Source organism: Cellulomonas sp. P2_B4 (genome assembly GCF_056404795.1).
On record NZ_JBFUDI010000003.1, the window covers coordinates 191811 to 209989 of the forward strand.

Consider the following 18179-nt stretch of genomic DNA (forward strand, 5'->3'; position numbering starts at 1 on the left):
CGGTGACCGTGGGTAGCGTCCGCCCCATGTCGTCCGTCCGCCGCCTACGCCCCGTGTGGGCGGACGCCACCCCGGCGCCGGACGCGCGGCCGCACCAGCCCACCCTCGAGGACCTCGGCACACCGCTGTCGGACGTGACGTTCGTCGTCGTGGACCTCGAGACGACGGGCGGGACGCCCGCCGACTGTGCGATCACCGAGATCGGTGCGGTCAAGGTGCGGGGCGGGGAGGTGCTCGGCGAGTTCCAGACGCTGGTCGACCCCGGCGGGCCGGTCCCGCCGTTCATCCAGGTGCTGACCGGCATCACGACCACCATGCTCATCGGCGCCCCGCCCATCGAGGAGGTGCTGCCCAGCTTCCTGGAGTTCTCGCGCGGGGCCGTCCTCGTCGCGCACAACGCGCCGTTCGACATCGGTTTCCTCAAGGCGGCCGCCGCCAGGACGGGGCACGCATGGCCGGGCAACAAGGTGCTCGACACGGTGCGTCTGGCGCGCCGTGTGGTCACGCGCGACGAGGCTCCGAACCACAAGCTCTCCTCGCTCGCCGCCCTGTTCCACGCGACCGTCACGCCCAACCACCGGGCGCTCTCGGACGCGCAGGCCACCGTCGACGTGCTGCACGCGCTCCTGGGTCGCCTGGCGCCGCTCGGCATCACGCACCTCGAGGACCTCGCCACGGCGACCGACCCGGTCCCGCAGGACGTCCGCCGCAAGCGGACCCTCGCGGACGGCCTGCCGGACTCCCCCGGCGTGTACCTCTTCCGCGGGCCGGGCGAGGAGATCCTCTACGTCGGCACGTCCACGACGTCCCTGCGGCAGCGCGTGCGCAGCTACTTCACGTCGGCGGAGAAGCGCAGCCGCATGATCGAGATGGTGCGCGTCGCGCACCGCGTCGACCCGATCCCGTGCGCGACGCCGCTCGAGGCACGCGTGCGCGAGCTCCGGCTCATCGCGGCCCACTCCCCCCGGTACAACCGCCGGTCCCGCTTCCCGGAGCGCATGCCCTGGGTCCGGCTGACGTCCGAGCCCTACCCACGGCTGTCCGTCGTACGCGAGGTCAAGGCCGACGACGGTGCGACGTACATCGGGCCGTTCGCGTCGGCCAAGACCGCCCAGCTCGCCCTCGACGCGCTGCACGAGACGTTCCCGATCCGGCAGTGCACCCGGCGCCTGCCGCTGGTCGCGCCAGCCGGCTCGTCGGCCTGCGTGCTCGCCGAGATGGGTCGGTGCGGTGCGCCCTGCATCGGGGACGCCCCCGACTACGCGGCGGTCGTCGCGGCGGTCCGGCACGCGATGCTCGCCGACGCCGACGCGGTGGTCGGCGCCCACGCGGACCGCATCGACACGCTCGTGGACCAGGAGCGGTTCGAGGAGGCGGGCACCGTGCGCGACCGCCTGGGCGCGTTCCTGCGAGGAGCGTCGCGCGCGCAGCGGTTCGCGCCGGTGTCCGCGTGCCCCGAGCTGGTCGCCGCGCGCAGGACGGAGGACGGCGGCTGGGAGCTCGTGCTCGTCCGGTACGGCCGGCTCGCGGGCACCGCCCGCGTCGACCGGCGCACCGACCCCCGACCCGCGATCGCGACCCTGCAGGCGTCGGGCGAGCACGTCGAGGCACCGGTCGCTCCCGCGCCGGCGGCGCACCCCGAGGAGACCGACCTCGTGCTCACCTGGCTCGACCAGCCCGGCGTGCGGCTCGTCGAGGTCGCGAGCACCTGGGCCTATCCCGTGCGCTCGGCCCTGCGGCTGCGCGACCCGGCCGCGGCCGTCGCGACCGTGCTCCGGCCGCGCGAGGCGCTCGGACCGCTCCGGCTCCACCCGGCGGAGGCGCTCGGCGACCGGCCGCCGGTCGTCCTGACCGGCGAGCTCGACGACGCCGACGCGCAGGTGCTGCCCACCGGCGTCCGGCGGCCCCGCACGGCATGATGGCGACCATGCTCACCGCCATCGTGCTCATCGACTCGGACGCCGCACGGATCCCGGAGGTCGCAGCCGCGATCGCCGACATCTCGGGCGTCAGCGAGGTCTACTCCGTCACCGGCGAGGTCGACCTCGTCGCCATGGTCCGCGTCCGCGAGCACGACGACCTCGCCGACGTGATCGCCGACAAGATCAGCAAGGTCGAGGGCGTCCTGCGGACCCAGACCTACATCGCGTTCCGGACGTACAGCCAGCACGACCTGGAGCAGGCGTTCAGTCTCGGGCTCGAGGACTGACGCGTCCCGGTCTGACCTCGGTGACCGACTAGGCGGCGCTGGCCGCCCGCCAGCGGGCCAGGACGTCGGCCGCACGGCCACTGTCCAGGGCCTCCCGCGCGTGCCCGGCGCCCGCGAGCAGCCGCTCGGTCAGCGACCCGTCACTGGTGCCCGGAAGCGTCCCGTCGGCGACGAGCGCGGCCGCGGTGTTGAGCACGACGGTCTCGCGCACCGGCCCCTGCTCGCCGCCGAGGAGCCGGCGGGCGACGTCGGCGTTGTAGTCGGCCTTCGCACCCCGCAGCGACGCGAGCTCGATCCGGGCGACACCGAGGTCCGCCCAGTCCACGACCGACTCGTCGACGAGGCCGTCGCGGACCTCCCAGATCTTCGTCGGGCCGGTGGGGGCGATCTCGTCGAGCCCGTCCTCGCCGCGGAAGACGAGCGCGCTGGCGCCCCGACCCGCCAGGACGCCCGCCATGAGCGGGGCCATCCGGGCGTCGGCGACACCGATCGCCGCGGACCGCGGCTGCGCCGGGTTGGTCAGCGGGCCGAGGAAGTTGAAGGCGGTCCCGATGCCGAGCTCGCTGCGCGCGGGTGCCGTGTGCCGGAACGACGGGTGGAACACCTGGGCGAAGCAGAAGGTGATGCCGACCTCGGTCGCCAGCTCGGCGACGCGGGCGGGCGCGTGGTCGAGCCGGATCCCGAGCGCCTCGAGCACGTCGGCCGAGCCGGACGACGACGAGGCGGCCCGGTTGCCGTGCTTGACCACGGTGAGCCCGGCGCCGGCCACGACGAGGGCGGACATGGTCGAGATGTTGACCGTGTGCGACCGGTCGCCGCCGGTGCCCACGATGTCGATCGTCCGACCGGGCACCGTGATCCGCACCGCGTGCTGGAGCATCGTGTCGGCGAGGCCGGTGAGCTCGGTGACGCTCTCGCCCTTGGTCTTCAGGGCGATGAGGAACGCGGCGACCTTCGGCGTCGACGCCTCGCCGCTCATGATCTCGCTCATCGCCCAGGCGGTCTGCTCGGACGTGAGGTCCTGCCGGGCGACGAGCGTGGCGAACAGGTCCGACCAGGTCGGAGCGTCGGTCATCGGGCGACGGCCCGCGCCTCGACGAGCGCCGCGACGGCCGCGTGCAGCTCGACCGGGTCGAGCGGGCGGCTGACGACCGCCTCGGCGTTGGACCACGAGGCCAGCCAGGCGTCCTGCGGTCGACCGGTGAGCACCAGGACCGGGGGGCACCGGTAGATCTCGTCCTTGAGCTGGCGGGCCAGGCCCATCCCACCGACCTTGTCGGCCTCACCGTCGAGGATCAGCAGGTCCAGGCCGCCGGCCTCGGTGCTCGAGATGACCGCCGCAGCCGTCGCGACCTCGACCCACTCGATGTCCGGCGCGCCCCGACGAAGGCGTCGTCCGACCGCCAGCCGCACCTGCTCGCGCGCGTCGACGTCGTCGCTGTACAGCAGGATCCGCGGTGCCGGGAGGGCGGCTGCGTTCTCGGGCTGGCCCGTGCTCATGGAGGTCCTCACTCATCGTCGACGTGCGTCCGAGGGGAATCTTGGCACGGGTCGCGGCGAGGCGGTGAGGAGCAACACATTCTCGTCGTCGGGACCCATAGCACGGGGTCCGCGACGCGCCGGTCCGTCGACGGTCCGACCTGCGGCGCGACCGGTCGTGGACGGCCTGCGCGAACGGCGGTCTGCCGCGTGATCGTGCGGCCGACAGGGTGCTGCTTCTCGCGCGCGCGGGCGCCGATCCTGACGGTGTGACATTTACCCGTCGACGCTCCGCAGCTCCAATGACCCATGGCGGGGCGGGTTCGGCCATAATGGCCAACGTGTCGACCGCAACGGCTGCCCCCCGCACCAGCCCCCACGTGAGCGTCAACCGACCGAACCCCGTGTCGGTAGGGACCATCGTGTGGCTGGCCAGCGAGCTCATGTTCTTCGCCGGCCTCTTCGCCATGTACTTCACGCTGCGGTCCGCCGCTCCCGAGGAGTGGGCGTTCTGGACCGCGAAGCTGAACATCCCGTTCGCGACGGCCAACACGATCGTCCTGGTGCTGTCGTCGGTGACCTGCCAGGCCGGGGTGTTCGCCGCCGAGCGATTCCAGCCGGTGCGCAGCGGCTCGCTGCTGAACGCGCGCCGCTGGGGCATGAACGAGTGGATGACGCTGACGTACCTGATGGGCGCGGTCTTCGTGTCGGGGCAGATCTACGAGTACGCGAACCTGGTGCGCGAGGGCCTGACCATCTCGTCCAGCCCGTACGGCTCGGTCTTCTACCTGACGACCGGCTTCCACGGTCTGCACGTCCTCGGCGGTCTCATCGCCTTCATCTTCCTGCTCGGCCGGTCGTTCACGGCCAAGCGGTTCGGTCACCACGAGGCGACCACCGGCATCGTGGTCTCCTACTACTGGCACTTCGTCGACGTGGTCTGGATCGCGCTGTTCGCCATGATCTACCTGCTCAAGTAGCAGGGGCGGGCCTCGTCGCCCGCCACAACTGAATCCCATCCCCCAACGTGCGAGACGAGGATCGATCCGTGAAGGCACTCGCAGCCCGCAGGCAGGATCGGCGTGCGCCGATCGTGCTGCTCCTGCTGGCGCTGCTGCTCACCGGTGGGCTGTACGCGGTGCTGGCACCGACGTCGGCCGGGGCGACGACCGTGAAGGCCGACGCCAGTGACATCGCGACCGGTGAGAAGCTGTTCCAGGCCAACTGCGCCACGTGCCACGGACCCTCGGCGGCCGGCACCGCGAGCGGACCGTCGCTGATCGGCGTCGGCGCCGCAGCAGTGGACTTCCAGGTGGGCACGGGCCGCATGCCGGCCCAGATGAACGGCCCGCAGATCGAGGCCAAGCCGGTCCAGTTCGAGCAGGAGCAGATCAACCAGCTCGCCGCGTTCGTGGCCTCGCTCGGTGACGGCCCCGCCATCCCGACCGCGGAGATGGTCGACCCGGCGCTAGGCAACGCGTCCAACGGCATGGCGATCTTCCGCACCAACTGCGCGATGTGCCACAACGCGGTCGGCGCCGGTGGCGCCCTCTCGCAGGGCAAGTTCGCGCCGAAGCTGTGGGACACCACGCCGACGCACATCTACGAGGCGATGCTCACCGGCCCGCAGTCGATGCCCGTGTTCAACGACGCGAACATCACGCCCGAGGAGAAGCGCGACGTGATCGCGTTCATCGACCAGCAGGGTGGCGCGTCCCCGGGCGGCCTGACCCTCGGTGCCCTCGGACCCGTCAGCGAAGGCCTCTGGGCGTGGGTGGTCGGACTCGGCCTGCTCATCGGCGCAGCGGTCTGGATCGGAGCCAAGTCCTCGTGAGCATCCACGACCCGGCCCCCGAGGCCACGACCGACAACTCGCTGGTGCTGCGCGAGGACGGGACCTACCCCGAGCGGTTCGAGGACCCGGGCCACCCGGAGCACCACGACCGGATGGGCGACAACGACCCGAAGGCGAACAAGAAGGCCGAGCGCCAGGTCGTCTTCTTCTTCGTCCTGTCGGTCATCGCGACCATCGGCTTCCTCGTCGCGTACTTCGCCATTCCCCCGGGCGAGACGCCCGAGTCGATGCGGCTGTCGAACTTCCTGCTCGGTATCGGGCTCGCGGTGTCGCTGCTCGGCATCGGCATCGCCGCGGTCCACTGGGCCAAGGCCCTGATGAACGACCACGAGAAGGCCGAGGAGCGGCACGAGCAGCGCAGCTCCGACGAGACTCGTGAAGCCGCCGTCGAGGTGCTCAAGGAGGGCGCCGCCGACTCGGCGATCGGCCGCCGCGGACTGCTCCAGGGCACGATGATCGGCGCGCTCGCGCTCTTCCCGCTCGCGATCATCGTGCCGATCGTCGGCAACGTCGGCGACGACTGGAACGTCAGCAAGTTCAAGTACACGATGTGGAAGAAGGGCACCCGTCTCACGACGGACCCGAGCGGACGGCCGATCAAGGCCGCGGACGTGACCGTCGGGTCGGTGTTCCACGTCCAGCCGGACAAACTCGACGAAGAGGCGCACCCGCTCGACGAGAAGGCCAAGTCCATCGTCCTGATGGTCCGACTCAATCCTGAGGATCTCAAAGAATCCGAAGAGAAGAAAAGTTGGTCCTATAACGGGATCGTCGCATACTCGAAGATCTGTACTCACGTAGGCTGTCCGGTCGCGCTGTACGAGCAGCAGACCCACCACCTCCTGTGCCCGTGCCACCAGTCGACCTTCGACGTGTCGGACGGAGCGAAGGTCGTGTTCGGACCGGCGAAGCGGCCCCTGCCGCAGCTGCCGATCACCGTTGATGACGAGGGCTATCTGATCGCTCAGAGCGACTTCAATGAGCCCGTCGGCCCGAGCTTCTGGGAGCGTCTTACGTGACCACGACATCGACCCCCTCCCCGGTCGAGAAGATCGCCGCAGGCACGGCGGACTACCTCGACCAGCGCACCGGCATCGGTACCGCGGTCAAGGTCTTCGCGCGCAAGATCTTCCCCGACCACTGGTCGTTCCTGCTCGGTGAGATCGCGCTCTACAGCTTCATCACGATCCTGATCTCGGGCGTCTTCCTCACGCTCTTCTTCGTGCCGAGCATGAACGAGGTCGTGTACGACGGACCGTGGGTGGCCCTGCAGGGGCAGCACATGTCCGAGGCTTTCGCCTCGACGCTGAGGCTTTCCTTCGAGGTCCGCGGCGGACTGCTGATGCGGCAGATCCACCACTGGGCCGCGCTGATCTTCATGGCCTCGATCGTCACGCACATGATGCGCGTCTTCTTCACGGGCGCGTTCCGCAAGCCGCGCGAGGTCAACTGGGTGGTCGGCTTCACGCTGATGATCCTCGGGCTCGCCGCAGGCTTCACGGGCTACTCGCTCCCCGACGACGTGCTCTCCGGCAACGGTCTGCGGATCACCGACGGTGTGGTGCGGGCCATCCCGATCATCGGCAGCTACACGTCGTACTTCCTGTTCGGCGGCGAGTTCCCCGGTGACGTGCTGATCCCGCGCATGTTCACGGTGCACATCCTCCTGATTCCCGGGATCATCCTCGCGCTCATCGGGCTGCACCTGTTCTTCGTCGTGCTGCACAAGCACACGCAGTACCCGGGCTCGGGTCGGTCGAACAAGAACGTCGTCGGCTACCCGCTCTTCCCGATCTACGTGGCGAAGGCCGGCGGCTACTTCTTCCTCGTGTTCGGCGTCATCGCGCTCATGGCGGCGACCATGACGATCAACCCGGTCTGGAACTACGGCCCGTTCGATCCGTCCATCGTCTCCGCGGGCGCTCAACCGGACTGGTACATGCTGTTCCTCGAGGGGTCGCTGCGCCTGATGCCCGGCTTCGCCGAGGTCGTCATAGGTCAGTACACGCTCTCGCTGAACGTGATCATCCCGGCGATGGTGATCCCGGGCATCCTGTTCACGGCGCTCGCCCTGTACCCGTTCATCGAGGCATTCGCGACGGGCGACCACGAGGAGCACCACGTGCTCGACCGGCCGCGCAACCGGCCGTTCCGTACCGCGTTCGGCGCCTCGCTGCTGACCGCGTTCTTCATCCTCATCCTCGCCGGTTCGAACGACCTGATCGCAACGCACTTCCACCTGTCGATCAACGACATCACGTGGGGGTTCCGCGCATTGATCTTCCTGGGTCCGTGGTTCGCGTTCTGGATCACCAAGCGCATCTGCCTCGGCCTGCAGCGCAAGGACCGCGAGCTGGTCCTGCACGGCCACGAGACCGGTCGCATCGTCCGGTTCGCCAACGGCGAGTACATCGAGGTCCACAAGCCCCTCGACCAGCACGAGCGGTGGTTGCGCGTCCAGCACGACAACACGCGGCCGCTGGAGATCGAGCCGGCCGAGGACTCGCGCGGCGTGCGTCGCAAGGGCTACCGGCTCGACCGCATGCGGCAGCGGCTCTCGGAGACGTTCTACGAGGACCGCATCGAGCCCGTGACACCCGCCGAGCTCGTCGCCGCGCACTCCCACGGCGAGCACGACTCGATCGAGAGCGCCGCTCACGGTCCGGCCGAGCTGACCGGGGCCGGGGCGGGCACCGTCGGCGGTGGCCAGCACCTGGTCGATCCGAAGGATGAGACGGCCCCTGACGGGCGGAATCGCTGATCCTGAGCAAGAGTTGTCCGAAGAGTCGGGGGGGGGGGGGGGGGGGGGGGGGGGGCCCGGATCTGCCCTACGACTACGCGGCGCTCGAGCCGCACATCTCGGGGCGCATCATGGAGCTGCACCATGACAAGCACCACGCGGCCTACGTCGCCGGCGCCAACACGGCGCTCGAGAAGCTCGCTGCCGCCCGCGCGGCCGACGACTTCGCCGCGGTGAACCTCCACGAGAAGAACCTCGCCTTCAACCTGGGCGGGCACGTCAACCACTCCGTGTTCTGGCAGAACCTCTCCCCCGAGGGCGGCGACAAGCCGACCGGCGAGCTCGGCGCCGCGATCGACGAGTTCTTCGGCTCGTTCGAGGCGTTCCAGAAGCACTTCGCCGCGAACGCGCTCGGCATCCAGGGTTCCGGCTGGTCGATCCTCGCGTGGGACTCCATCGGCCAGAAGCTCGTGATCGTGCAGCTGTACGACCAGCAGAGCAACATCGCGCTCGGCCTCGTCCCGGTGGTCGTGCTCGACATGTGGGAGCACGCCTTCTACCTGGACTACGTGAACGTGAAGGCGGACTACGTCAAGGCGTGGTGGAACATCGTCAGCTGGGCCCACGCCGCTGCTCGCTTCGACCGCGCGCGCACCCAGACGGCCGGCCTGATCGTGGCCGTCTGACCGCCTGTACGCCCCGCAGAACGCCTGAGGGCCCGCACTCGTCGTCGAGTGCGGGCCCTTGGCAGTTCGTGCGTCAGGACTGCTTCTCGAGCGTCCCGATGTCCTTGCCCTTGTCGTCGAGGATCGTCATGGTGTCACCGTCGACCGTCGCCTTCGCCGCTCCTGAGAGCCACGTGTCCACGTCCTCGCACGCCATCATCGTCGCGGAGAACGGGCCGAACTCGATGTCGGAGCCGTCGAGCTTCCAGGTGCCGTTCATCTGGTTGCACCCGTCGGTCCCGCTGACGGAGCCGTCCTCCAGGAACTCGAGATCGACCGGCGGCTTGGAGTCCGGCTCTGCCCACTCACCCGTGATGTCGCTCTTCGAGGGTGCAGATCCGGAGGAGTCGTCGCTGGAACAGGCGGTCAGTGCCGCCCCTGCCACTGCGACGAGGATGATCGTTCGAACCACTAACGCGCGAGGATTCCTCATGCCAGGACGCTAGCAGTGTGAAATGCCTGCTCACAGGGGTGGAAACCCCGTGGTCAGACGTCAGTGGGCGTGCTGTCCCCGCGAGAACTCGAAGACCCAGCCCACCAGGCCGATGATGCCGAGCACGATGCCGATGTACGACATCCAGAATCCGACGGCCAGACCGGCGAACGTGATCGCGGCGGCGACGCCGAGGACCAGCGGCCACCAGCTCCAGGGGCTGTACACGCCCTGGTCGCCTGCGCCCTGCTCGATCTCACCGTTCGGGTCGTCCTCGGGACGCTCGTCGATCCGGCGGCCCAGGAGCGCGAAGTAGGCGCCGATCATGCCCACGAGCCCGCCGACGAGCGGGATGCCGACGGTGCCGACGGCCTCGCCGCCGCTCCACCAGGCGTAGATCAGGCCGATGGGGACGAAGAACAGCACCCCGTAGAGGAAGAGCTTGGTCTCGAGCTTCACTTCTCGTCCTCCCCGTCCGTGCTGGTCTCGGTGGCCGGCCGTTCCTCGACGATCGTCGCGGTCGACTGCTCGGGCTCGCCGGTGCCGTTCACGACGCGCTCGACGCCGAGCGACGTCTCACCGCGCCGGTCCGCCTCCCAGTCCAGCGGACCGGGATCGGGCTCGACGAAGTCCATGGCGGCGACCTCGGGGTGGTGCAGGTCGAATGCCGGGCGCTCCGAGCGGATGCGCGGCAGCGACGTGAAGTTGTGCCGCGGCGGCGGGCAGCTGGTCGCCCACTCGAGCGAGGCCCCGTAGCCCCACGGGTCGTCGACCGTCACCAGCGGGGCGTTGCGCCACGTGGTGTAGACGTTCCAGAGGAAGGGCAGCGTCGACGCGGCGAGGATGACCGCACCGATGGTCGAGACCTGGTTCATCACCGTGAAGCCGTCGTCGGGCGAGTAGTCCGCGTACCGGCGGGGCATGCCCATGACGCCCAGCCAGTGCTGGATCAGGAACGTGGTGTGGAAGCCGACGAACAGCATCCAGAAGTGGACCTTGCCGAGGCGCTCGTCGAGCATCCGGCCGGTCATCTTGGGCCACCAGAAGTAGAAGCCGGCGAACATCGCGAAGACGACCGTGCCGAACACGACGTAGTGGAAGTGCGCGACGACGAAGTACGAGTCCGACAGCGAGAAGTCGAGCGCCGGGCTGGACAGGATGATGCCCGTCAGGCCGCCGAAGAGGAACGTGATGAGGAACCCGATGGTCCAGAGCATGGGTGTCTCGAACGTGAGCTTGCCCCGCCACATCGTGCCGATCCAGTTGAAGAACTTCACACCGGTGGGCACGGCGATGAGCATCGTCATGAACGCGAAGAACGGCAGCAGGACCGAGCCGGTGACGTACATGTGGTGCGCCCACACGGTCACCGACAGGGCGGCGATCGCGATCGTGGCGTACACCAGGCCGCGGTAGCCGAAGATCGGCTTGCGGCTGAAGACCGGCAGGATCTCGGTGATGATGCCGAAGAACGGCAGCGCGATGATGTAGACCTCGGGGTGCCCGAAGAACCAGAACAGGTGCTGCCAGAGGATGGCGCCGCCGTTCTCGGGGTTGAACACCTGCGCACCGAACCGGCGGTCGGCGCCGAGCGCGAACAGCGCGGCGGCCAGGGGCGGGAACGCCATGAGCACCAGCAGCGACGTCACCAGGGTGTTCCAGGTGAAGATCGGCATGCGGAACATCGTCATGCCGGGCGCACGCATGGTGACGATCGTGGTGATGAAGTTGACGGCACCGAGGATCGTGCCGAACCCGGCGAGGGCCAGTCCGAAGACCCAGAGGTCTCCCCCGAGCCCCGGTGAGTACACGGTGTTGGACAGCGGCGCGTACGCGAACCAGCCGAACGACGCGGCGCCCTGCGGCGTGAAGAAGCCGGCGCCGGCGATCGTGCCGCCGAAGAAGAAGAACCAGTACGCGAGCATGTTCAGCCGCGGGAACGCCACGTCGGGCGCGCCGATCTGCAGCGGCATGATCACGTTGGCGAAGCCCGCGAACAGGGGCGTGGCGAACAGCAGCAGCATGATCGTGCCGTGCATGGTGAATGCCTGGTTGTACTGCTCCTTCGACTGGAACACCTGCATGCCCGGGTCGAAGAGCTCGGCGCGGATGAGCAGCGCGAGCGTGCCGCCGATCGCGAACCAGACGAACGACGTGATCAGGTACAGGTACCCGATGGTCTTGTGGTCGGTGGAGGTGATCCACTTGATCACGGTGCGGCCGAGCGTCTGGCGCGACGGCGCCAGTCCGGGGATGTGCTCCGCGACGGCGGCCATCAGTTCTCGCCTTCCTTCGCCGCGTCGGGCGCGGTGTCCTGCAGGCGGCTGTACTCGAGTCCGAGCGAGCCCTCCTGGCCGTTCTCCTTCAGCTGCGCGATGTGCGCGTCGTAGTCCTCGCGAGTCACGACCTTGACGTTGAACAGCATCGACGAGTGGTACTCGCCGCAGAGCTCGGCGCACTTGCCGAGGTACTCGCCGACGACCTTCGGCGTGACCTGGAACGAGTTCGTCTTGCCGGGGATCATGTCCATCTTCATGAGGAACGCGGGCACCCAGAACGAGTGGATGACGTCGCGCGAGTTGAGCGTGAACTCGACGGACTCGTCGACCGGCAGCCACAGGGTGACCTGGTCGCGGAGCACACCGGTGCCGGCGCTGCCGACGTCCTGGGCGTGCTGGCCGGTCTCGTACGCGTCGTCGTCGAGGTAGTTGAAGTCCCAGCTCCACTGCTTGCCGATGACCTGGACATGGTTCTGGGTCTCGGCCGAGGTGTCGATGATCGCCTCGGTGTCGCGGTTCGTGTAGTAGAAGAGCACCCCGACCATGATGATCGGCAGGATCACGTACATGATCTCGAGCGGCACGTGGTACCGGAGCTGCACCGGCAGGGTGTCGTCCGCCTTGCGCTTCCGGTAGACCGTGACGCACCACAGGATCAGGCCCCACGTGATGACGCCGACGACGAGGGCCGCGATCCAGGAGCCGACCCAGAGGCTGGTGACCCGGCCGGTCTGGTTGGTGATCTCGTTGTCAGACGAGCCAGGGAGCCAGCCGCGCTGCACCTCGGCGGAACAACCGCTGAGGGCGACGACGACGACGGCAAGCAGACCAGCCATGACCAGCGCTGGCCGCCGCTTGCGACGGGGGGTGTCCGGGTGCAACGGGGGGACCTCTCACTCGCGTCCCGACGGGCGCTCCCGCGGTGCTGGGGGCGTCGTCCGGGACCTTCGTCCTCGACTGGTGCAGCCTAGCGCCCCGGGCCGCGCGTTTCGTGCTGACGACGAGTGTTGACGACGCCGTGTCAGCACCACGTCGGTCACGTCCCGCTCCTCGGGACGGTGCCGCGGCACCCGTCGACGGGCTGCCCAGGGGGATCCTCTCCCGCCTGGTCACGGGCGTCTCGGGGTTACGGTGCGTGCGTGAGCACAGATGGCGAGCCCGAGACCACCGGGCCCCGTGACACCCCTGCTGTGACCGACGCCACTGGCGGGCGTGTCGTCCTCGACGCCGGCGGGCGCGCCCCGCTGCTCCCCGAGGCGCGGTCGGCCTTCCTCGAGGCCCTCGACCAGGGCTGGGCGGACCCGCGTCGGCTCCACGCCGAGGGTCGGCGCGCCCGCATGCTGCTCGACGGCGCGCGGGAGGCGATCGCCGCCGTCGTCCGCGCCCGGACGCAGGACGTCGACCTCGCCCCGTCGCACACCGCGACGCTGCACGGGGCCGTCCGGTCGGTGGCCCGCGGCCGACGACGCTCCGGGTCCGACGTCGTCGTCGGGGCGGTCGAGCGGGCGGCCGTCCTGAACGCCGCCGACTTCGCGGGCACCCGCGTCACCGTGCCGGTCGACGCGACCGGGCGGGTCGACCCGTCCGCGTTCGTCGATGCCGTCGGACGGCCCGGGGTGGCCCTGGCTGCCCTGCAGCACGCGAACGGCGAGGTGGGCACGCTGCAGCCCGTCGACGCCGTGCACGAGGCCGCACACGCCGCGGGCGTCCCGCTGCTCATGGACGCGGGCGCGAGCCTGGGCCACGTCGACGTGGGCGAGGCGTGGGACCTGCTTGCCGCGGACGCGGGCGACTGGGGCGGTCCGGCCGGGATCGGGGTGCTGGTCACCCGCTCTGGCGTGCGTCGCTCCCCCGACTGGCCCGAGGACGAGGACCGCTGGTTCCCGGGCGGCGTGAGCGTGCCCGCCGCACTGGCCGCCGCGGTCGCGCTCCAGGTCGCGTCGGCGGCGGCCGACGACCGCAGGGCGCTGATCGACGGGGTCCGCACCCGGGTGGCCGCTGAGGTCCCGGACGTCGACGTGGTCGGCCACCCCGTGGACCGGCTCCCCCACGTCCTGACGTTCTCGTGCCTCTACGTCGAGGGCGAGGCGCTGCTCGGCGCGCTGGACGCCCGCGGGTTCGCGGTCGGCTCGGGGTCGGCCTGCACGTCGAGCGCGCTGGAGCCCAGCCACGTGCTGGCCGCGATGGGGGCGCTCACGCACGGCAACATCCGGCTCGCCCTGCCGCGCGGCACGCGGTCGGCGGACGTGGACCGGTTCCTCGACGAGCTGCCGGGGATCGTCGCCGGTGTGCGCGAGGCGTGGGGGGTCGGCTCGCTGTGATCGTCGTGGACGCCCGTGGGCTGCGCTGCCCCGCGCCGGTCATCAGGCTCGCGCGCGCCGCGAAGGACGCCCCGGTCGGCAGCACGCTCACCGTGCTGGCCACGGACCCGGCAGCCGTGCACGACGTGCCGGCCTGGGCTCGGATGCGCGGTCACGTCATGGTGGGGTCGACGGAGCAGGACGGCGTCCACGCACTGACCGTCCGCACGCAGGCATGAGAAAAGGCCCCGGCATCCGCCGGGGCCCCTCTCATCGGATCAGCTGAACGAGCCGCCGCACGCGCAGGCGCTGCCGGCGTTCGGGTTGTCGATGGTGAAGCCCTGCTTCTCGATCGTGTCCGCGAAGTCGATCGTCGCGCCCTCGAGGTACGGGACGCTCATGCGGTCCACGATGACCTCGACGCCGTCGTAGTCCTTCACGGCGTCGCCGTCGAGCTGACGCTCGTCGAAGTACAGCTGGTAGATCAGGCCGGAGCAGCCACCGGGCTGGACGGCGACACGGAGACGCAGGTCGTCGCGGCCTTCCTGCTCCAGGAGGCTGCGGACCTTTCCGGCGGCGACGTCGGTGAGGAGGACGCCGTGCGTGGTGGTCTGCGTGGTCTCGCTCATATGTCTCTCCAGTGGGCTCACGGGACGGTGCTCGCGTCTGTCTGTCGATCCGCAACAGCACCGGGCTCCGAGTTGTTCCCCTCCAGGGTACGACCCTCCCGCGCAAACTTCGGTGTGCGATGCGTCGCACGGCGATTCAGGTCAGCGGGACCAGGTTCGGGCGATCCGCGTGGCGCGGGCGGCGAGCGTCTCGGCCGGTGCGGCCAGCGCCGCGCGGACCGCGTCAGGCGTCTCCGCGACCGCGTACGCCGCCGTGATCCCGGCGGCCGACAGCTCGCGACGACCCACCAGCACCTCCCCGGCGAGCACGATCGTCGGCACACCGTGCGCGAGGGCACGAGCCGCCACCTCGCTCGCCGCCTTGCCGTGCAGCGACTGCCAGTCGAACCGGCCCTCCCCGGTCACGACGACGTCCGCAGCCGCGATGCGCCCGTCGAGCCCGACCGCTTCGGCGACGAAGCCGGACCCGGGCACCAGCCGACCTCCCAGGAGGGCGAGCCCGAAGCCCAGGCCGCCCGCTGCGCCGGCTCCGGGCGTGGTGGTCAGCCGGGTCGTCGCGGACGTGGCGCGGGCGCCTGCCAGCAGGTCCGGGCGGACCGCGTCGCCGAGCGCCGCGGTCGCCGCGTGCGCGAAGTCGGCCAGCGCGCGCTCGAGCTCCTGCGCCTGCTCGGGCGTCGCGCCCTTCTGCGGCGCGAAGCCCGCGCTCGCGCCCTGCAGTCCCAGTAGCGGCACGTCGACGTCGGTCGCGACGACCAGCTCGACGCCACGGAACCGGTCGCGCAGGTCACGCAGGCCGGCGAGGTCGTCGGCGGTCACGGCGCCCAGTGCTCCGCCCCCCAGGCCGAGGTCCTGCGACAGGCCCGGGACGCCCAGCGCGTCGGCGAGCCCGACGAGCGCACCGGCCCCGGCGTCGTTCGTCGCCGAGCCGCCGAGCCCGACGACGACGCGGGTCGCGCCCGAGCCGAGCGCGGCCGCGATCAGCTCGCCCGCTCCCCTGGTCGTCGTCACGCCGGGGTCGCGCCGGTCGGCCGGCACGAGCGGCAGCCCGATCGCCTGTGCGGACTCGACGTAGGCGGTCGTGCCGACGAGGAGGAGGACGACGGGCGTCGGCTCGCCGACCGGCGACGTCACCGTCACCGGCACGAGCGAGCCGCCCAGGGCTCGGTGCAGCGTCGCGACGAAACCGGGGCCTCCGTCGGACAACGGGCAGGTCAGCACCTCGTCGTTCGGTGCCACCGCACGCCAGGCGCCGGCGATCACGTCGCTCGCCTCGTCGGCCGTGAGGCTCGAGCCGAAGCTGTCGGGGGCGATGAGGACGCGCACGCCGTGCATCGTGGCACGCCTGGACGGCGTCGACTTTCAAGAACGAGTCCGTGTGCGAGGATCGGCGCGTGAGCGTGACCACGGATCGAAGCACCTTCTCCGAGCCGGCTCCGTCGGCGCTGCTGCTGCTGGGGCGCGGCATCGACCTCGCCTCCGAGCGCGGCGTCGAGTGCGTCGGCGACCTTCCCGCAGCCAGCGACCCGGACCTCGTCGAACGGGCCCGCGTGGCCCGCGCAGCACTGGGCACCCGCGCGTTCGTGCTCGGCCACCACTACCAGCGCGACGAGGTCATCGACTTCGCCGACGTCACGGGCGACTCCTTCAAGCTCGCCCGCGAGGCCGCCGCGCGGCCCGAGGCCGAGTTCATCATCTTCTGCGGCGTGCACTTCATGGCCGAGTCGGCCGACATCCTGACCTCCGACCACCAGCAGGTGATCCTCCCCGACCTGGCGGCCGGCTGCTCCATGGCGGACATGGCGGCGATCGACCAGGTCGAGGACGCGTGGGACGTGCTCGCCGACGCCGGGATCGCCGACGGCACGGTCCCCGTCACCTACATGAACTCGACGGCGGCCATCAAGGCGTTCACCGGGCGCCACGGCGGGACGATCTGCACGTCGTCGAACGCGCACGTCGCGCTGCGCTGGGCGTTCGACCAGGTCGGCGGCCTCGAGGGCACGGGCAAGGTGCTCTTCATGCCCGACCAGCACCTCGGCCGCAACACGGCGGTGCTGCAGCTGGGCCTCTCGCTCGACGACTGCGTGGTGTTCGACCCCCGCAAGCCGGGCGGCGGGCTGACCACGGAGCAGTTGAAGAACGCGCGGATGATCCTGTGGCGCGGGCACTGCTCGGTGCACGGCCGGTTCTCCGAGCGCAACGTCACCGACATCCGGGCGGCCGTCCCCGACGTGACCGTGCTGGTGCACCCCGAGTGCAAGCACGAGGTGGTCACGGCCGCGGACATGGTGGGCTCGACGGAGTACATCATCAAGGCGCTCGACGCCGCGGCCCCGGGGAGCTCCTGGGCGATCGGCACCGAGCTGAACCTGGTCCGGCGGATCGCGGCGGCGCACCCGGACAAGAACATCCACTACCTCGACTCCACGGTCTGCTTCTGCTCGACCATGAACCGCATCGACCTGCCGCACCTCGTCTGGGCCATGGAGTCGCTGCTCGCCGGGCGGTCGGTGAACCAGATCGTCGTGGACGCCGACGTCGCGCACTGGGCACGCGTCGCTCTCGACCAGATGCTCGCCCTGCCCGGGTACTGAGGTGTCCACGGGGAACGGCCTGCGGGTCGGGATCTTCGTGTTCGACGGCGCCGAGGAGCTCGACGTCGTCGGACCCTACGAGGTGCTGAAGTACTGGGCCGACCACTCCGAGCTGCACCCCGAGGTGCTGACGTTCTCCGTGGACGGCGGTGGGGTCCGGTGCGCCAAGGGCTTGCGCCTCGTCCCGGACGTCTCCATGGCCGAGCTCGGGCCGCTGCACGTCCTGGTCTACCCGGGCGGCCACGGCACCCGGATCCTGCTGCGCGAGCCCGAGCACCTGGCGTGGGTGCACGAGATGCGCGCGACGACCCCGCTCCTGACGAGCGTCTGCACCGGCGCGCTCGTGTACGCGGCTGCCGGTCTGCTCAGCGGGCGCCCTGCGACCACCCACTGGGCGGCGTTCGACGAGCTGCTCGAGCTCGAGCCCGACGTGCTCGCGGACACCGAGTCCCGGTTCGTCGACGACGGCGACCTCGTCACGTCGGCGGGCGTGTCCGCCGGGATCGACATGGCCCTGCACCTCGTCGCGCGGCTCGAGTCGGTGGACGTGGCCCGCGACGTGCGGCGGGGCATCCAGTACGACCCCCAGCCTCCGGTATGACGGACCTGCTGTCCGCTCCGGTGCTCGAGCACGCCCTCCTCCCGGTCCGCCCCGGTGAGCACGCTGCGTTCGAGGAGGCCCTGGCAACCGCTCTGCCGCTCGTGGAGTCGGTCCCGGGCTTCCGGGGCGTGCACGTCTCGCGCAGCATCGAGAGCCCTGGCACGTACCTGCTGCTGATCGGCTGGGACTCGGTGGAGGCGCACACGGTCGGGTTCCGTGGGTCGCCGCAGTACGAGCGGTGGCGCGAGCTCCTGCACCACTTCTACGACCCGTTCCCGACGGTCGAGCACCACGTCCCGGTCGTGCCCCAGGAGCGGTAGCTCACGCCCGGTGGT

20 protein-coding genes are annotated in these 18179 nt (G+C 70.5%); 12 read left to right on the forward strand and 8 right to left on the reverse strand.

Annotation, left to right across the window (positions count from 1 at the left end; translation table 11 throughout):
- The first annotated feature begins 26 nt into the window (after nucleotides 1–26).
- Entirely contained in the window at nucleotides 27–1919 is a 1893-nt protein-coding gene (locus AC1DZC_RS05850) for a DEDD exonuclease domain-containing protein (protein WP_477042567.1), read from the forward strand.
- An 8-nt stretch (nucleotides 1920–1927) separates the two neighbouring features.
- Nucleotides 1928–2209 carry an Lrp/AsnC family transcriptional regulator gene (locus AC1DZC_RS05855; protein WP_477039529.1) on the forward strand — a complete coding sequence of 94 codons (282 nt, stop codon included), beginning with the start codon at nucleotides 1928–1930 and terminating at the stop codon, nucleotides 2207–2209.
- A 28-nt stretch (nucleotides 2210–2237) separates the two neighbouring features.
- On the opposite strand, the gene trpD is transcribed toward AC1DZC_RS05855, so the two are convergent.
- Both trpD and AC1DZC_RS05865 read right to left on the reverse strand, forming a co-directional pair.
- Entirely contained in the window at nucleotides 2238–3284 is a 1047-nt protein-coding gene (trpD, locus tag AC1DZC_RS05860; protein ID WP_477039530.1) for an anthranilate phosphoribosyltransferase, read from the reverse strand.
- Nucleotides 3281–3709: a hypothetical protein gene (locus AC1DZC_RS05865; RefSeq protein WP_477039531.1), complete on the reverse strand. Its 429-nt coding sequence runs from the start codon at nucleotides 3707–3709 to the stop codon at nucleotides 3281–3283. Before AC1DZC_RS05865 ends, trpD begins: the two co-directional genes overlap by 4 nt.
- Before the next feature lie 311 nt (nucleotides 3710–4020).
- Here AC1DZC_RS05865 and ctaE point away from each other — a divergent pair, with 311 nt between their 5' ends.
- The 5 genes from ctaE to AC1DZC_RS05890 all read left to right on the forward strand — a co-directional run bounded on the left by ctaE (nucleotide 4021) and on the right by AC1DZC_RS05890 (nucleotide 8969).
- A complete protein-coding gene (ctaE, locus tag AC1DZC_RS05870; protein ID WP_477042568.1) occupies nucleotides 4021–4668 on the forward strand; it encodes an aa3-type cytochrome oxidase subunit III in 648 nt (215 codons plus the stop codon).
- A 68-nt stretch (nucleotides 4669–4736) separates the two neighbouring features.
- Nucleotides 4737–5522, forward strand: coding sequence for a cytochrome bc1 complex diheme cytochrome c subunit (qcrC, locus tag AC1DZC_RS05875; RefSeq protein ID WP_477042569.1), 786 nt, complete (start codon nucleotides 4737–4739; stop codon nucleotides 5520–5522).
- Complete coding sequence (qcrA, locus tag AC1DZC_RS05880) at nucleotides 5519–6562, forward strand: cytochrome bc1 complex Rieske iron-sulfur subunit (protein ID WP_477039534.1); 1044 nt, start codon at nucleotides 5519–5521, stop codon at nucleotides 6560–6562. Before qcrC ends, qcrA begins: the two co-directional genes overlap by 4 nt.
- Entirely contained in the window at nucleotides 6559–8304 is a 1746-nt protein-coding gene (gene qcrB, locus AC1DZC_RS05885) for a cytochrome bc1 complex cytochrome b subunit (protein WP_477042570.1), read from the forward strand. Before qcrA ends, qcrB begins: the two co-directional genes overlap by 4 nt.
- 2 nt (nucleotides 8305–8306) lie before the next feature.
- A complete protein-coding gene (locus AC1DZC_RS05890; protein WP_477042832.1) occupies nucleotides 8307–8969 on the forward strand; it encodes a superoxide dismutase in 663 nt (220 codons plus the stop codon).
- Nucleotides 8970–9042: 73 nt separating this feature from the next.
- On the opposite strand, the gene AC1DZC_RS05895 is transcribed toward AC1DZC_RS05890, so the two are convergent.
- The 4 genes from AC1DZC_RS05895 to ctaC form a co-directional block, all read right to left on the reverse strand.
- Complete coding sequence (locus AC1DZC_RS05895; protein ID WP_477042571.1) at nucleotides 9043–9393, reverse strand: META domain-containing protein; 351 nt, start codon at nucleotides 9391–9393, stop codon at nucleotides 9043–9045.
- A gap of 108 nt (nucleotides 9394–9501) precedes the next feature.
- Entirely contained in the window at nucleotides 9502–9900 is a 399-nt protein-coding gene (locus tag AC1DZC_RS05900) for a cytochrome c oxidase subunit 4 (protein ID WP_477039537.1), read from the reverse strand.
- A complete protein-coding gene (gene ctaD / locus AC1DZC_RS05905; RefSeq protein ID WP_477039538.1) occupies nucleotides 9897–11717 on the reverse strand; it encodes an aa3-type cytochrome oxidase subunit I in 1821 nt (606 codons plus the stop codon). Before ctaD ends, AC1DZC_RS05900 begins: the two co-directional genes overlap by 4 nt.
- Nucleotides 11717–12556: an aa3-type cytochrome oxidase subunit II gene (gene ctaC / locus AC1DZC_RS05910; protein WP_477042572.1), complete on the reverse strand. Its 840-nt coding sequence runs from the start codon at nucleotides 12554–12556 to the stop codon at nucleotides 11717–11719. Before ctaC ends, ctaD begins: the two co-directional genes overlap by 1 nt.
- A gap of 303 nt (nucleotides 12557–12859) precedes the next feature.
- Between ctaC and AC1DZC_RS05915 the strand changes: the two genes are divergently transcribed.
- Nucleotides 12860–14041 carry a cysteine desulfurase family protein gene (locus AC1DZC_RS05915; RefSeq protein ID WP_477042573.1) on the forward strand — a complete coding sequence of 394 codons (1182 nt, stop codon included), beginning with the start codon at nucleotides 12860–12862 and terminating at the stop codon, nucleotides 14039–14041.
- Nucleotides 14041–14259 carry a sulfurtransferase TusA family protein gene (locus AC1DZC_RS05920; RefSeq protein WP_477042833.1) on the forward strand — a complete coding sequence of 73 codons (219 nt, stop codon included), beginning with the start codon at nucleotides 14041–14043 and terminating at the stop codon, nucleotides 14257–14259. The genes AC1DZC_RS05915 and AC1DZC_RS05920 overlap by 1 nt, the downstream gene beginning before the upstream one ends.
- Nucleotides 14260–14298: 39 nt before the next feature.
- Here the strand turns inward: AC1DZC_RS05920 and erpA are convergent, their stop codons facing one another.
- The gene (erpA, locus tag AC1DZC_RS05925) at nucleotides 14299–14649 is read right to left on the reverse strand and encodes an iron-sulfur cluster insertion protein ErpA (RefSeq protein ID WP_477042574.1); all 351 of its coding nucleotides are present in this window, start codon (nucleotides 14647–14649) and stop codon (nucleotides 14299–14301) included.
- Between the two features lie 141 nt (nucleotides 14650–14790).
- Nucleotides 14791–15981: a glycerate kinase family protein gene (locus AC1DZC_RS05930; RefSeq protein WP_477042575.1), complete on the reverse strand. Its 1191-nt coding sequence runs from the start codon at nucleotides 15979–15981 to the stop codon at nucleotides 14791–14793.
- A 65-nt stretch (nucleotides 15982–16046) separates the two neighbouring features.
- On the opposite strand from AC1DZC_RS05930, the gene nadA reads away from it, so the two are divergent.
- Genes nadA through AC1DZC_RS05945 form a run of 3 tightly spaced genes read left to right on the forward strand, consistent with a single transcriptional unit; the run spans nucleotide 16047 to nucleotide 18164 of the window.
- The gene (gene nadA, locus AC1DZC_RS05935) at nucleotides 16047–17243 is read left to right on the forward strand and encodes a quinolinate synthase NadA (protein ID WP_477042834.1); all 1197 of its coding nucleotides are present in this window, start codon (nucleotides 16047–16049) and stop codon (nucleotides 17241–17243) included.
- 1 nt (nucleotide 17244) lies between these two features.
- The gene (locus AC1DZC_RS05940; protein WP_477042576.1) at nucleotides 17245–17844 is read left to right on the forward strand and encodes a DJ-1/PfpI family protein; all 600 of its coding nucleotides are present in this window, start codon (nucleotides 17245–17247) and stop codon (nucleotides 17842–17844) included.
- Complete coding sequence (locus tag AC1DZC_RS05945; RefSeq protein ID WP_477042577.1) at nucleotides 17841–18164, forward strand: antibiotic biosynthesis monooxygenase family protein; 324 nt, start codon at nucleotides 17841–17843, stop codon at nucleotides 18162–18164. Before AC1DZC_RS05940 ends, AC1DZC_RS05945 begins: the two co-directional genes overlap by 4 nt.
- The last annotated feature ends 15 nt before the right edge of the window (nucleotides 18165–18179 follow it).